This is a genomic window from Paenibacillus sp. B1-35 (assembly GCF_050474385.1).
In the GTDB taxonomy this organism is placed as follows: domain Bacteria; phylum Bacillota; class Bacilli; order Paenibacillales; family Paenibacillaceae; genus Paenibacillus_B; species Paenibacillus_B alvei.
The window spans coordinates 180,813-195,997 of record NZ_JBCHVJ010000005.1 but is presented as its reverse complement, the minus strand read 5'-3'; the positions used below and the strand labels follow the sequence as shown (position 1 = coordinate 195,997).

Annotated in this window: 13 protein-coding genes; 12 read left to right on the top strand and 1 reads right to left on the bottom strand. The window is 48.9% G+C overall.

The genetic code is table 11. The features are described from left to right. The first annotated feature begins 95 nt into the window (after window positions 1-95). From fni to ACQ5BJ_RS17540, 9 genes are all read left to right on the top strand, one after another. Window positions 96-1,148, top strand: coding sequence for a type 2 isopentenyl-diphosphate Delta-isomerase (gene fni / locus ACQ5BJ_RS17580; RefSeq protein ID WP_005544890.1), 1,053 nt, complete (start codon window positions 96-98; stop codon window positions 1,146-1,148). A gap of 299 nt (window positions 1,149-1,447) precedes the next feature. Continuing rightward, window positions 1,448-2,011 (top strand): ECF-type riboflavin transporter substrate-binding protein, encoded by a 564-nt coding sequence (locus ACQ5BJ_RS17575; RefSeq protein ID WP_005544889.1) that lies wholly within the window; start codon window positions 1,448-1,450, stop codon window positions 2,009-2,011. A gap of 38 nt (window positions 2,012-2,049) precedes the next feature. Continuing rightward, on the top strand, window positions 2,050-3,762 hold the full coding sequence (locus ACQ5BJ_RS17570) for an ABC transporter ATP-binding protein (protein ID WP_005544887.1): 1,713 nt from the start codon (window positions 2,050-2,052) through the stop codon (window positions 3,760-3,762). Then, window positions 3,755-4,582, top strand: a complete 828-nt coding sequence (locus ACQ5BJ_RS17565) for an energy-coupling factor transporter transmembrane component T family protein (RefSeq protein ID WP_005544886.1) — start codon at window positions 3,755-3,757, stop codon at window positions 4,580-4,582. Before ACQ5BJ_RS17570 ends, ACQ5BJ_RS17565 begins: the two co-directional genes overlap by 8 nt. A gap of 260 nt (window positions 4,583-4,842) precedes the next feature. Beyond that, entirely contained in the window at window positions 4,843-6,216 is a 1,374-nt protein-coding gene (locus tag ACQ5BJ_RS17560) for an ABC transporter substrate-binding protein (protein ID WP_430113410.1), read from the top strand. Window positions 6,217-6,341: 125 nt separating this feature from the next. Next, window positions 6,342-7,235, top strand: a complete 894-nt coding sequence (locus ACQ5BJ_RS17555) for a carbohydrate ABC transporter permease (RefSeq protein ID WP_430111728.1) — start codon at window positions 6,342-6,344, stop codon at window positions 7,233-7,235. Window positions 7,236-7,319: 84 nt separating this feature from the next. Further along, window positions 7,320-8,135 (top strand): carbohydrate ABC transporter permease, encoded by an 816-nt coding sequence (locus ACQ5BJ_RS17550; protein ID WP_430111986.1) that lies wholly within the window; start codon window positions 7,320-7,322, stop codon window positions 8,133-8,135. A 248-nt stretch (window positions 8,136-8,383) separates the two neighbouring features. Continuing rightward, window positions 8,384-9,736, top strand: coding sequence for a sodium-dependent transporter (locus tag ACQ5BJ_RS17545; protein WP_005544875.1), 1,353 nt, complete (start codon window positions 8,384-8,386; stop codon window positions 9,734-9,736). Between the two features lie 352 nt (window positions 9,737-10,088). Continuing rightward, window positions 10,089-11,267, top strand: a complete 1,179-nt coding sequence (locus ACQ5BJ_RS17540) for a hypothetical protein (protein WP_289356637.1) — start codon at window positions 10,089-10,091, stop codon at window positions 11,265-11,267. A gap of 121 nt (window positions 11,268-11,388) precedes the next feature. Here ACQ5BJ_RS17540 and ACQ5BJ_RS17535 read toward each other — a convergent pair whose 3' ends face one another. Next, window positions 11,389-11,532, bottom strand: coding sequence for a hypothetical protein (locus ACQ5BJ_RS17535; RefSeq protein WP_262866488.1), 144 nt, complete (start codon window positions 11,530-11,532; stop codon window positions 11,389-11,391). Between the two features lie 345 nt (window positions 11,533-11,877). Between ACQ5BJ_RS17535 and ychF the strand changes: the two genes are divergently transcribed. The 3 genes from ychF to prmC all read left to right on the top strand — a co-directional run bounded on the left by ychF (window position 11,878) and on the right by prmC (window position 15,179). Beyond that, window positions 11,878-12,978, top strand: a complete 1,101-nt coding sequence (gene ychF / locus ACQ5BJ_RS17530) for a redox-regulated ATPase YchF (RefSeq protein ID WP_005544868.1) — start codon at window positions 11,878-11,880, stop codon at window positions 12,976-12,978. Between the two features lie 180 nt (window positions 12,979-13,158). Next, complete coding sequence (gene prfA / locus ACQ5BJ_RS17525; RefSeq protein WP_040735690.1) at window positions 13,159-14,232, top strand: peptide chain release factor 1; 1,074 nt, start codon at window positions 13,159-13,161, stop codon at window positions 14,230-14,232. Next, the gene (gene prmC / locus ACQ5BJ_RS17520; protein ID WP_430111725.1) at window positions 14,229-15,179 is read left to right on the top strand and encodes a peptide chain release factor N(5)-glutamine methyltransferase; all 951 of its coding nucleotides are present in this window, start codon (window positions 14,229-14,231) and stop codon (window positions 15,177-15,179) included. Before prfA ends, prmC begins: the two co-directional genes overlap by 4 nt. The last annotated feature ends 6 nt before the right edge of the window (window positions 15,180-15,185 follow it).

Below are 15,185 nucleotides of genomic sequence, written 5' to 3'. Positions count from 1 at the left end.
TTGCTGCCGCGCTTAGCGGCAGGAAAGAAACTGAAAGATGGAACGAGTATCAACGGCCATAGATCGCACATACGATTCGGTAAGGAGGTGCGCCCATGCGGGAACGTCAGCCAGATGCGGCATCGTTGACCGAGCAGCGCAAGACAGAACATATTCGAATATGCCTTGAACAGCCAGTGAGCGGAGTAGGAATAACGACAGGGCTGGAGAGATATCGTTTCATCCATCAGGCACTGCCCGAAGTTGACTTTCGGGAGATCGAGCTCAGAACGGAATGGCTTGGCAAGGAGGTTCGTACGCCGCTGCTCATCAGCTCGATGACGGGAGGAAGCAGCCATGCGGCGCCAATCAATCGCAGACTAGCTGCAGTTGCGGAAGCTCGGGGCTGGGCAATGGGGGTTGGCTCTGTACGAGCGGCGGTAGAGAATCCCGAGGTCGTGAGCACGTTCCGAATCCGCGACCTCGCACCGACGATACCGTTATACTCCAATATCGGTGCCGTTCAGCTTAATGTGGGTATGGGGGTTGAGCAGTGCCGCCGTGCGGTGGAGCTCGTCGAGGCGGACGGGCTTATTTTGCATTTGAATGCGATGCAAGAGGTGTTCCAGCCTGAGGGGGATGTCAATTTCTCTGGTCTGCTTCGCCGTATCGAGCAGCTATGCCATGAGTTGGACGTACCAGTCGGCGTGAAAGAAGTCGGTTGGGGCATTGCGCCGGATACAGCGAAGCAGTTAGCAGATGTCGGGGTTGCCTTCATAGACGTTGCAGGTGCAGGCGGAACGTCATGGAGTCAGGTTGAGAAGCAGCGAACCCGCAATGTGGTCATGCAGCGCGCCGCAGAAGCCTTCGCGGATTGGGGGATTCCGACAGCAGACAGCCTGCAGCAGGTGCACAAGGTGCTGCCGAATCAACCGATTATCGCCAGCGGTGGATTACATACGGGGGTTGATGCGGCGAAATCGATTGCGCTTGGCGCTCAATTGGCGGGCTTCGGACGGTCGTTGCTAGCTGCAGCAGCAGATTCCGAGGAAGCGGTGGACGAAGTGCTTGCTCAAGTAGAGGCTGAGCTGCGAATTACGATGTTCGGCATCGGGGCGCGAACAATCGATGAATTGCGGCAGACGGATCGTTTGGTTCGCAAGCCGTAATCATCTCATTGAATCACTACCGGATCGGCATAAATCGGGATAAACAGAATAAAATCGTTATATCTATTGCTTTTATAGTTAAAACATATGGTTTCTCCCTGAAATCTCTAGTTTTCGATAGAAAAGGCTAGAAAAACTCGGTTTTGGAAAATAAAACCTGTATCCATACTATGGAAAATACTTTATATTATGATTGGAATCACAATCTAACGTTCGGATTTAATAAATCGTGATGAGGCCACCTCTCGAACGGGCGAGCGTCGATACCTATTTGAGTGAGAAGGAAGGGTTGCATAAGGATGAAGCAATCAATTTTCGACTTTAACACCAAAACGGTAGTCGCCATCGGCATCGGGGCAGCACTGTACGGCTTGCTAAGCACAGTCACAATTCCAGTAGTGCCGCAGACGGGATTACGCCCGGCTATTGCCATTCTGACCATTTTCGGGGCCATGTTTGGACCGATTGTTGGATTTTTGAGTGGAGCCATTGGGCATATCATTACTGATTTGACTTGGGGCGGCGGTACAATCTGGTGGACATGGGTGCTTGGATCTGCCATTTCGGGCTTCGGCATGGGGATTGTCTACTTGAACTCATCGTTCAACATCAAGGAAGGACGCTCCTCGAAGGGAAGCATCGCATCCTTGGCGATTATCGGGTCACTCGCATTGGCTGTAGGCTTTGGCGTGTCCAGCCTATTGGACGTGTATTTATTCGGAGAGCCGGCAGATAAAATGTGGGTGCAGTTCACGGCTTCTACGCTGGCGAATATCGGCGTTCACTTGGTGCTCGGTTTACTGGCTGTGCTGGCGTTGCTTCAAATGAACCGTCACAACTCGAATTTGCGAGTGCAAAAATAATGCAAAGCCCAAGATTGAAGACAGGAGCTATTGATTCAATGAAAGAACCGCTTATCTCGTTTCGAGATTTTAGCTTTCAATACCGCAGCTTGTCTGAGCCGACATTGCGTAATGTGAACCTGGATATTTATCCGGGAGAAAAAATACTAATTGCCGGCCCTAGCGGCTGCGGCAAATCGACATTGGCCCATTGCATGAATGGGCTAATTCCTTTTACGTATAGTGGGACAATAACCGGAGATTATACACTCAAGGGGAAGCGCCCTACTGAGCTTAGTATTTTTGAGATTAGCCGCAATGTGGGAACGATCCTGCAAGATCAAGACGGCCAGTTCATTGGCTTGTCTGTCGGGGAGGACGTAGCATTCGCCTTTGAAAATGATTGCATGAAAACTTCTGATATGAAGCCCAAGGTGTCCAAAGCATTAGATGTTGTGGACATGCTACCCTATATCGATCATAGTCCGCATGAGCTGTCAGGTGGGCAAAAGCAGCGCGTATCGCTAGCTGGCGTCCTGTCGATGGATGCGGATATTTTGCTGTTCGATGAGCCGCTTGCGAATCTGGATCCGGCCAGTGGCAAGCAAGCGATCGAGCTAATGGAGCAAATTCATCAGGAAACGAATAAAACAATCATCATCATCGAGCATCGGGTCGAGGATGTGCTGGAACAGCATGTTGATCGCATTATCTTGATGTCAGAGGGGCGTATTGTGAAGATTGGAACGCCTGATGAGATACTAGCTTCCTCAATCATGAATGAGCATGGGTTAAGGGAGCCCTTATACGTCTCTGCGTTGAAATATGCCGGATATGAATGCAAGCCAGAGGACAAGCCCTCTTCCCTTATGGCGATAAGCGCCAATACAGAGGCGAAGGGGCGCCTGTCCGCTTGGGTAGGTACGGCCAGTGAGGCTCCACGCAGTGGAGAGCGGCCTGTCATGCTGGAAATGGACAATGTGCGTTTCTCCTACGACGGAGAACGAGAAGTCATTCGGGGCGTCTCGCTGACGATTGGAGCTGGCGAGCGGGTTGCGCTGCTCGGGAACAACGGTGCGGGCAAATCGACATTATCTCATTTGTTAACGGGGATAGCTGCGCCTACGACTGGCACAATCAAGCTGAATGGGGAAGATATCCGATCGTGGTCGATACGGCGTCGAGGCGGGCATATCGGATATGTGATGCAAAATCCAAACCATATGATTACACAGCCGATGATCCGTGAAGAAGTGGCTTTCGGACTCCGCATGCGCGGCATGAAGGAAAATGAGGTTATGGAGCGTGTAGAGGAGACGCTGCGTATATGCGGCCTGTATGGATATCGGGAATGGCCGATATCTGCGCTTAGCTATGGGCAAAAGAAGCGGGTAACTATTGCGTCGATATTGGCGATGAAGCCGCAGCTGATGATCTTGGACGAGCCGACGGCAGGTCAGGATTATAAGCATTATACGGAATTCATGAGCTTTATTTCAGAGCTCGCAGACAGCGGCATGTCGTTCCTGTTCATTACCCATGATATGCATTTGGCTTTAGAGTATACGGAGCGTGCAGCAGTTCTATGCAATGGAGAACTGATTGCTGTTGGGGATACGGCGCATGTATTGACCCACATGGAGGCCATTGCGCGCGCCAATGTGAAAGAAACTTCTCTAAGCACACTTGCGCGTATGACCGGGGTGGGCGAGCCAGAGGTGCTCGTACGCAAATTCATCGATCATGAGAAGCAGGTGAAGCGACATGAGTAAGTCTGGCATGCTCTATATTGAACGAGATACGCTGTTCCATCGTATGGACGGAGCAGCGAAGATGCTCGTGTTGGCTGTGTGGACAGTGATCGTATTTTTATTTCAAGATTTGCGTATTTTCGTACCCTTGTTTGGAATTGGACTTGTCCTATTAATTAATGCGCAGCTGCCGTGGAAGCGAATTCGGCTGCTTGTCTGGCTCATGATCTTATTTAATATATTTAATTCCTTATTCAGCTTGGTAATAACACCGGCTTATGGCAGCAAGGTAACAGGCACGACAACCGTGCTGCTGGACTTGGGGTATAATGTTTTGACGCTTGAAACGTTGATTTATGTATTTACGTTATCCATGAAGTACATGTCTCTTATGCCGATAACCGTACTATTCATCTATACGACTCATCCGACACGATTGGCCAGCAGTTTGAATCGGATTGGTGTTCCGTATAAGATTGCCTACGCGTTCAGCATTGCGTTCCGCTATATTCCAGATCTGCAGGCGGAATTCCGTCATATATCGAATGCGATGCAGGCACGTGGACTTGGATTTGGCAAAGGTGAGGGTACAATCATACAGCGGCTCAAGCACTTTGTATCGATTACGACACCGCTTGTCCTATCTTCCTTGCAACGTATTGAGACGATATCAAATGCGATGGATTTGCGTGGCTTCGGAAAGCATTCGAAGCGAACATGGTTCTCCGCTACAGAGTGGCAGCGTGAGGATTATATTGTAGTCTTCGTTAGTGTATTGGTGCTTGTAGCCGCTATTGTATGGCGGATGCAGGGGTTTGGGACGTTTTGGTATCCATTTTAAATAAGCTATGAATACATGAAAATGAAATAGACACCCTCTTGGGTATTTAGGATAGATATCATGCATGAAGATGCGTGCTATCTACTTGAGTACCTGGAGGGTGTTTTTTTTATTGCTGCTGGCAGCTGGAAATCTATCATTAACGAAATCTTTATATGGAATTAACACTCTCTTGCTAGAGCAAGGTTAAGGTATGAAAGGGTGGTGTGAGACATACCATCTGAATAAGGACGATATTAGAAAAGGGGAGAACACGGAATATGCAAATGCGCGCGAAGTGGATGCTGCTTCTGTTTATGTGCTTTACGCTGCTGGTCGGCTGCGGCCAGTCTGGAACAGCAGGAGAAACACAGACGCCTCAAAAAGGAACGACGCAGGAGGGGGCGGCAACAGCTCCGACTGATCATGCATCTTCAAATAAGGATGAGAATGTTGAATTAACATTCTATTATCCAATCGCAGTTGGCGGGCCACTGACCAAGGTGGTTGAGGAGATGACGAAGAAGTTCACAGAGAAGCACCCGAACATTACCGTGAAACCCGTATATACAGGAAGCTATGCTGATACGACAACAAAAATTCAAGCAGGCATTCAAGCGAAGCAACCGCCGGACGTAGCGGTGATGCTGTCTACTGAACTGTTCAGTATGCTGGATACGAATGCAATTATTCCGCTTAATGATTTCATTGCGAAGGAAGGCAAGGGCTTTCTTGATGATTTTTATCCAGCATTCCTGGCGAACTCACAAGTGGAAGGCAAGACGTACAGCATCCCTTTCCAACGCAGTACTATCGTTCTTTATTACAACAAGGATGCTTTTAAGGAAGCCGGTCTGAACCCGGATCAGCCGCCGAAAACATGGGCCGAGCTTACAGAGTATGCAACAAAGCTGAAAAAAGACGGTCGCCAAGGTATTGAGGTACCGGGTTCCGGCTTCGCCTATTGGATGTTCCAACTGTTCTCTTTGCAGAACATGGCAGATTCAAAAGGAAACCTCATGTCCCAAGACGGAAAAAAAGTCTTCTTCGATACACCACAGAACGTGGAAGCACTTCAATACTGGCAAGACCTGTCCAAGAAACATAAGGTTATGCCGGAGGGCATAGTGGAATGGGCAACGGTTCCTACAGACTTCTTAGAGCAAAAGACAGCTATGATGATTCATACGACAGGCAACCTGACAAATGTAAAAAATAATGCCAAGTTCGACTTCGGTGTTGCTTTCCTGCCAATGAACAAACAATACGGTTCTCCAACAGGCGGCGGGAACTTATATATCTTTAAGGACATCGATCCGAAGAAACAAGCAGCGGCATGGGAATTCATTAAGTTCATGACAGAGCCGGAGCAAGCGGCGCAATGGAGCATCGATACGGGTTATGTTGGGGTTCGCAAGTCGGCTTATGATACGGATGTCATGAAGAAGTACGCTGCCGAATTCCCGCAGGCAGTTGTTGCACGCGATCAATTGGAGCATGCCTATGCGAAATTGTCTACGCACAATAACGGCAAAGTATCCAAGGCGTTGACGGATCAGGTTCAGGCGGTGCTGACGGGGACGACAGATCCAGCATCCGCTCTGAAGAAGGCACAGGAAGAAGCAGATCGCGCATTGAAGCCGTTCAATAAGTAATACACGCGCAAGCTGCAATTGTATGCCTTACGAGTGTACTGTATCGGCAGGGCTTATGTCCTGCCGATTTATAGATTTATGCATCATGAGTTTACGTTAATTTATTTGAGAAGGAGGTCAGGAGGATGACCGCCAAATGGAAAGAACGCCTATCACGCAATGCATTGGCTTGGGCGCTACTGCTCCCATCGCTGTTGTTCCTTATGCTCTTTACCTATTATCCGATGCTGAAGACAGCCTGGCTCAGCTTATATCAATCCGACCTGGCTACACCGGTGCCGATCTTTGTGGGACTTGATAACTTTACTGCATTGTTTCAAGATCCCGTATTCCAAAAAGTATTCAGCAATAATATCTGGTTCGCTATCGGCACGGTGCCTACTTCCATGGCGCTCGCATTCATCATGGCTCTTTTCGCTGATAAGGCAATTGCGGGACGTTTCTTCTCCCGCGTGGCATTCTTCTATCCGAATATGATTCCAATGATCGCGGTAGCGAACATTTGGCTGTTTATATATACACCTCAATATGGTCTGCTGGCGCAGCTTGCGAAGTGGGTCGGACAGACGACGGAAATGAATGTGCTCGGTCAGCCTGATACAGTCATGTGGGCAATGATTGTGATGATGATCTGGAAGGAAGCCGGATACTTCATGATTTTCTACTTGGCTGGATTACAGAATATTCCGAAGGATTTGTATGAATCGGCTTCTGTAGACGGTATTGGCACGTGGAAGGTGACCACACGGATTACGATTCCGCTTACGATGCCGACCACGTTGTTCGTGGCAGTCGTTGCTTTAACAAATGCGTTCAAGCTTGTGGATCATTTGTGGATTATGACAAAGGGCGGGCCGGACAATGCTAGCAGCCTACTTCTGTACCATATCTATGACACGGCATTCAGCTTCTACGATCAGGGCATGGCCGCGACCATGACTGTAATTATGATCGCCCTGCTGCTTGTGCTGTCATCCTTACAATTTTTCGGTTGGGATCGCAAGATCCATTATCAATAAAGGAGGCGCCTAATGGAAAATTCAGTTGGAACACACGCTGCCCGTAGGCTGCCTATATCGGATCGAGCCTTGAAAATTGAAAAGATGAAGCGCCGAATGAAGCAATGGCTGTGGCATGCGATTATGCTTGTGGTCAGCATCGTATGGCTTGTGCCGCTCATATGGATGTTATGGACGGCTTTCCGTCCCAAGGATGCAGGTATGAATTCTTTCTGGTCATGGGACTGGACACTTGCTAACTTTGCCAAGGTATGGGAAGGGGCTCCATTTGCCCAATATTACTTGAACACCTTCACCATTGCAGGCGGTGTGCTGCTTGTACAGCTTCTCAGCCTAACGCTGGCTGCCTATGCATTCGCACGGATTCGCTTCTTCGGGAAGGATGCCGTGTTTATGCTGTTCTTGGTACAGTTGATGGTACCAGCAGATGTCCTTATCTTCTCTAACTATAATGTATTAAAAGAATTTGGCTTGCTGGATACGAAGCTGGGCATTATGCTGCCTTACTTCGCCTCTGCGTTCGGAATATTCCTGCTGCGCCAGACGTTCAAGCAGCTGCCGCTTGAGCTGGAGGAAGCAGCGATGGTGGAAGGCTGCTCTCGCTTGGGTATTTTGTGGCGTATCTTCGTACCTTTGTCGGCCCCTGTATATATCTCATTCGCGGTCGTGTCGGTCAGCTACCAGTGGAACAACTTCCTTTGGCCGCTTATCGTTACGAACTCTGTAGAAAATCGACCGCTTACTGTCGGACTTGCGATGTTCGCCCAATCGTTCGAGACGGGTGCGCAATGGGCGGAGGTAAGCGCAGCGACTTTGCTTGTCGTAGGGCCGCTTATTATCGGATTTTTATTGTTTCAGCGCAAATTTATTAGCAGCTTTATGCACTCGGGAATTAAGTAAGGTACTTTTTAATCTGAGCTGTGAATTGATACGATGTTCAAAGGCGTTCTTTTGCACTTTTTATACAGTGCAGAGAGCGCCTTTTTTCGTTCAATCATACGGTGAGGATGTCTGTTCATGTTAGCAGATTGAAGAATTGAGAAATATTACATTCGATTCGGAGCGCATTATTGAATAAAATGGAGTTTATCTCAGTCCTTGGGGCACCCTAGTAAATACAGCAGGAAAGAAGGAGTGGCATACGTTAGATGTCAAAAAAACATTCTCAGAAGGTTCCTCAAAAGGTAAATAAGTCAGAGCAATTCAGCTCAGCAGGATTCATTTTGGCTGCTATCGGCAGCTCAGTTGGACTCGGCAACATGTGGAAGTTCCCTTACGTTACCGGGCAAAATGGCGGCGGGGCATTCTTCCTGCTATTCATCGCCTGTCTCTTGATCGTGGGCCTGCCCGTTCTTTTGGGGGAGTTAGCTGTTGGACGTGGCGGACGCGGTGATGCCGTTTCAGCCTTTACCACATTATCAGGAAAAAGAGGGTGGGGAGTGCTTGGCTTCATCGCCGTATTGGCAGCATTCCTGATAATGACGTATTACAGCACCATTGCTGGATGGACGCTTCAGTATGCAATGGAGTCGGTAACTGGAGTGCTGTTCCAAAGCAATGATTATGCAGAGCACTTCAAGAGCTTTACGGGAGGAACCATGCCGATCATTTGGCAGATCGTCGTGCTGGCCTTGAGTGGATTCGTTATTGCTCGTGGAATATCTGGAGGCATCGAGAAATTTAACAAGATTGTTATACCGGGCCTGCTCATCATTCTATTAATTATGATGGTGCGAACGTTAACGCTGGATGGCGCTGCAGAAGGGATCTCTTACTTCCTGAAACCGGACTTTTCACAGTTGACCTTCCATTCGGCACTGATGGCATTGGGACTTGCTTTCTTCTCCTTGTCGCTTGGCATGGGAGCCATGCTGACATATGGCGCTTATGTGGACAAGCATCAATCGCTGCCGCTCGCCACTGCCGCAGTCGGGGCGGGCGACCTGGTGTACGCGCTGATTGCAGGATTAATTATTTTTCCTACGATATTTACATTTGGAATTGAGCCGGATTCAGGGCCAGGGCTTGTATTCGTTGCTTTGCCTGCAGCGTTTGCCTCGATGCCTTACGGTTCCTTGTTTGGCGGCTTGTTCTTCTTGCTGCTTGCGATTGCGGCTGTGACATCGTGCTTGGCTTTGACCGAAGTGCCAGTTGCCTATATTATGCGTCGATACAATCTTGGACGCGGCAAGGCAACCACCTACGTGATTGCTGCAATGTATGTCATTGGACTTCCATGTACGCTGTCAGCTGGAGGCGTATGGGAAGAGGCGATGCTGGGAGGCCGCAACTTCTTCCAGTGGATCGATTTCCTCACTTCTAATGTGATGCTGCCGCTCGGGGGCTTGTTCGTGACACTGCTGGTTGGCTACGCATGGAAGCAATCAGGCGAGGAAACGGGCCTTTCGCCTGCGTGGAGAAGTGTTTGGATGTTCACAATGCGCATTATTGCTCCCGTGCTCATTATTTTGATTTTCTTGTCGTCGATCGGCTTAGTGTAACAGTATTACTTTTGATCAATGCGGGAATTTTGCTCGTTACTTAAAAGAAGGCTTATGTGCCGAACAACGCCCCAGATGGCTGGCTGTGCCTTCTGGGGCGTTGTCTTTTAATGCCTATTCATCTAATGGGGGAGAATGTCATGCTATATATTCATTCACCAATCAGTGATGATTTGAAACACTTATGAATATGCTGTCTTACATACACTTGTATGTAAGGTTCGTTTGTCGCTTCTGTGTTCATTTTTCGACATTTTTCGATAAATCCGTTCCAAAGTTGACATCTGGTGCTATAATGGAAATTAAAACCACGGGGCCCCTATGTCAGGCGGCTTATGGAGGCGTAGAGAATATGGGCATGGCCAATGGGGCAGGATTGGTATATGCATTCGGCTCAGAAGACAATGTGCCGGAATTGCTCTGTGTCATGGAGAACGGATCGATGGAGCAGTCGGCGGAGGCAGCTCAAGCCTTATTCGAGGAGCTGTGCTTGGAGAATGGCGTTCATGCGGAAGTTTGTGCGTTGATTGAGCCGCTTCTGGATATTTTGACGGTTCGTTATAAGTCGGTTGCGAAGGCATCCATATTGAATGGGATTGCGCAGGTGCTGCGCTCGGTAATGGACAACCATCTTCCGTTTGGAGTAACGCCATACCACTATCGTCATGCTGGTGATTGCGAGTCAAGAGAGATTGCCTATCAGGTAAAGCAACACTGGATCCAGATGCTTCGCCAACGGTATGAAGATTGGACGTCTCTGGTAAAAGAAGATGAGATGGCTGCAGTCCAGGCGGTTTATGTCCTGCATTTGCTGCAATGGACGGATGAAGCTGTTGAAAATACGCTCCAGGAAGCTGCTCTTCACGGAAGTACAGCGCGTGTGCGTCTTAATGGTTTGCTCGCGTTGGCAGACTATCGGCGTCGTATCGGTAAGCCATTCAACCCCTCCATTGCGTTTGGACAGCATCAAGACGATGAGCTTCATGAAGCAATTCGCGCCGTATGCATTGCTGTAACAGCTCCTGAGTCAATCGGACATCTGGAGATGAGCAGACTTATTTCCGGGTGTACACTGCCGCGACTTGATCGTATTCAATTCCCTTGGGCAGATGGGGCTATAGCGGCGGTATGTGCGCAAGCAGCTTGTCTCTCATTGAGTGCGGGTGCTACGCTGGATGAACGTGCTGCTTTTTGGAAGGAAGCGCTGGAGAAGACGATATCGGCTCATCAGCGGCGCTCACGTCAGGTGGTGTGGGAGATTGGCGAGTCCACTGTGCAGTGGGATGAGGAATGGCTGCAATGGAATTGGAACAGCCCGATGCTGGTTGCAGATGGAATGCTGTACTCATTGTTCCAGACATCAGAACAGGGGACAGCCATTATGCAGAAGCAGGAAGATGGAACGATGTCGATCCATCCTGCAGCTGCTCGTGTGATCAAAATATGCTTGCAAAATCAAGTTGAAATGCCAAACGCAGAACGTTATGGAGCGGGAATGACGATTCGTTCTCTTTATCGATTCGTCACATAAGCAACCATAGAAGAATGCTTGCCGGGCTAGCTTGCTTCCGTATAACATCGTATTGGTTGCAAGGCAATTGGGCGCCTAATCTATGAATAGGGAATGGGATCATTGAACTGGCAAGACGGAACTAGTCCGTCTTTTTCTTTTTTTCTGAGAAAGGTGTCACTGATTTGGCGTCTTCAATTGTATCGTTGACGAAGGCCATATCTTGATTTTTCGCTTTCATTGCTGTTGTTCCCTTATAATTGCCGCGATGTGACTTGTTCTCCATGTAAATGTCCCTCACTTTGCTTATAATCATTACTTCCAGTTGGATGTTGGATAAGGTTACAACAGTAGTATGTTCGGTGGATAGTCTCCTTATCCGAGAAGGAAAGGGGAGAAAGGGAACCATTCTGCCTCTTGAAGAGAGCAAATGTTGACAATACGGAAAAAATCTAGTCGATGACTAGGTTTTTTTTGCGTTGTTGGTTATAATGGTTAAGGAATTTTTGCATTTTTTTATTGCGAGTGAAGTTGTGCAGTATGTTCAATTGATAGATCAAGGGTAAGTACGAAGGTGATATTCGAAACAATGGTTATTCAAATATATGTTCTAAGGGAGTTGTACTTATAAATGGCATTAAAAGCTGGTATTGTTGGGTTGCCTAACGTCGGCAAATCGACGTTGTTCAATGCGATTACGCAAGCGGGGGCAGAGTCGGCGAACTATCCGTTCTGTACGATTGATCCTAACGTTGGTGTGGTTGAGGTTCCAGATGAGCGTTTAGTGAAGTTGACAGAGCTGGTTGTTCCGAACCGTACAGTTCCAACGGCATTTGAATTCGTTGATATTGCTGGATTGGTTCGCGGTGCGAGCAAGGGGGAAGGACTTGGGAACAAGTTCTTGGCCCACATTCGTGAAGTAGATGCGATCGTACACGTGGTCCGCTGCTTTGAGGATGAGAATATTACACACGTTGACGGGAAAGTAGATCCGGTTAGCGATATTCAAACGATTAATTTAGAGCTAGTTCTAGCTGATTTAGAATCGGTTGAGAAGCGTCTTGACCGTACGAAGAAGAACATGAAGAGCGGCGACAAGAAATATGCGGCAGAGGCAGCAGTATTGGAACGCCTTAAAGAGGCTTTGTACGATGATAAGCCTGCTCGCAGTTTGGAACTGAGTGATGAAGAGAAGGTACTCGTTCGCGATATGCACTTGCTCACGATGAAGCCGGTCTTGTACGCGGCCAACGTAAGCGAAGACGGTGTGAAGGATGCGGACAGCAATCCGTATGTCCAGCAGGTACGCGACTTTGCCGCAGCTGAAAATGCGGAGGTAGTGCCAATTAGCGCGAAGGTAGAAGCTGAGATTGCTGAACTTGAAGGTGAAGACAAGGAAATGTTCCTTGAGGAGCTTGGGTTGGATGAATCCGGCTTGAATCGCTTGATTAAGGCTGCGTATCGCTTGCTTGGACTGTACACTTACTTTACAGCAGGTGTTCAGGAAGTGCGTGCATGGACGATTCGCAAAGGCATGAAGGCGCCACAAGCGGCAGGTGTTATTCACTCCGACTTCGAGCGTGGATTTATCCGTGCAGAAGTTGTATCCTATGATGATCTGGTTGCTGGCGGCTCGATGAATGCGGTGAAGGAGCAAGGCAAGCTAAGATTGGAAGGCAAGGAGTACGTTGTTCAAGACGGAGACGTTATGCATTTCCGTTTCAACGTGTAGGATTCCTGCACGAATGGACGTGAAGATCATTTGCCCAGCTCAAAGCAGGGCGAAGCATAAAAATGGTTGCGCGATGAGCGCGATCATCCCTACGAGAAAGCACGAACTGCGATTGCGCAAATCAAGGTTCATGAATATACGTGGTAGTATTGAATCAGAGAAGAGAGGTGAGCGTGTATGATGTTGGATAGACTGCAATCCCTTGCGGATCGTTATGAGAAGCTGAGTGAGCTGCTGTGTGACCCGGATGTGGCGAATGACCCGAAGAAGCTTCGCGAATATTCGAAGGAGCAATCCGATCTACAGCCAGCTTATGAAGCATTTATGGAATATAAAAATGTCCTTAGCGAGCTTGATGCTGCGAAAACGATGATGCAAGAGAAACTTGACGATGAAATGCGCGAAATGGTGAAGATGGAAATCGAGGAGCTAAGCGCGCGTCAAACAGAGCTTGAGGAGCGAATTCGCATTTTGCTGCTGCCGAAGGATCCGAATGACGACAAGAACGTTATCGTGGAAATTCGCGGGGCGGCAGGCGGCGATGAAGCAGCGCTCTTCGCTTCTGATTTGTACCGCATGTACACGCGTTATGCGGATTCGCAGGGCTGGCGCACAGAGCTGATGGAAGCCAATATTAGCGACTTGGGCGGATTCAAGGAGGTTATCTTCTCCGTATCCGGTAAGGGAGCTTATAGCAAGCTGAAGTATGAGAGCGGCGCCCATCGTGTTCAGCGTATTCCGGCAACCGAGTCTGGCGGACGTATTCATACTTCTACTTCTACGGTAGCTGTAATGCCAGAGGTAGATGAAGTGGAAGTTGAAATTTTCGATAAAGATATTCGTGTCGATACTTTCTGTTCCTCTGGTGCTGGCGGTCAGTCCGTCAACACGACGAAGTCGGCAGTGCGTGTAACGCATATTCCGACGGGAATCATGGCTACGTGTCAGGATGGCAAGTCTCAGAACGATAATAAGGCGAAGGCATTGCAGGTGTTGCGTGCCCGCATCTATGAAATTAAGCGTCAAGAGGAAGAAGCCAAGTATGCTGGCGAGCGTAAGAGCAAGGTAGGGACAGGAGATCGCAGTGAACGGATTCGGACGTATAACTATCCGCAAAGCCGTGTGACGGATCACCGCATCGGCTTAACTCTTCATAAGCTTGATCAAATTATGAACGGTGATGTGGAAGAGCTTATCCAAGCGCTTACGCTGACAGAACAAGCGGAGTTGCTGGAGAGGGAGAATCAAGCATGAGTGAGTCTTGCGAACGAAATGGGGAGCGTGTTCAGCTGAACAATGCGGCGAACAACGCTTCATATCGCCTCGCATGGCCGGCAACGATAAGAGAAGCCTGGGTGCAGGCTTCTTCTTTTTTAGCGGAAAATGGGGTCGATGATGCTGGTCATCATGCCGAGCTTCTGCTTCGTCATGTACTGGGCATGGAACGCACGGCTTATTTGGTTGCACTAACGGAACAGCTGCCTGAAGACGCAGTTTCTGTATTCGAAGAGGCAATATCGCGTCGGTCAACGGGCGAGCCGACCCAATATATTATGGGGGAGGCCTATTTCTATGGGCTGTCGTTTGAAGTGACATCGGACGTGCTTATCCCACGTCCAGAGACTGAGCTTCTCGTTGAAGCTGTGCTTGCTGAGGCTGATCGACTGTGGCCGTTAGAAGCACAGCTTCGTGTTGTGGATATCGGCACAGGCAGCGGCGCAATTGCCTGTGCACTTGCACATGAACGGCCTCATTGGCGCGTAAGTGCAGGGGATATCTCGCCAGCAGCGCTTGCGGTTGCGAAGAGCAACGCAGAGCGGTTAGGTGTTGCGGAGCGCATGTTGTGGCATCAAGGGGATTTGTTGAATCCGTTCACTGGATGCGAAATGGACATCCTAGTGTCCAATCCGCCTTACATTCCAGCGGATGATATTGCGGGACTTATGCGTGAGGTTCGTGACTATGAGCCGCATACGGCGCTTGATGGCGGTGCGGATGGACTTGACCCGTATCGTCGTCTTGTTGGAATGCTGACTACGCTTGGCAAGGCGCCTCGTCTAATTGGGTTCGAGGTCGGCCAAGGACAAGCGAGAGATGTAGCTGCCCTGCTTGCACATGCAGGTTATAATGAGAAGCTGATCATTGTACCTGATCTGGCTGGCATCGAGCGTCATGTAATTGGAATTCGGACTATGGAGTAGTGAGTG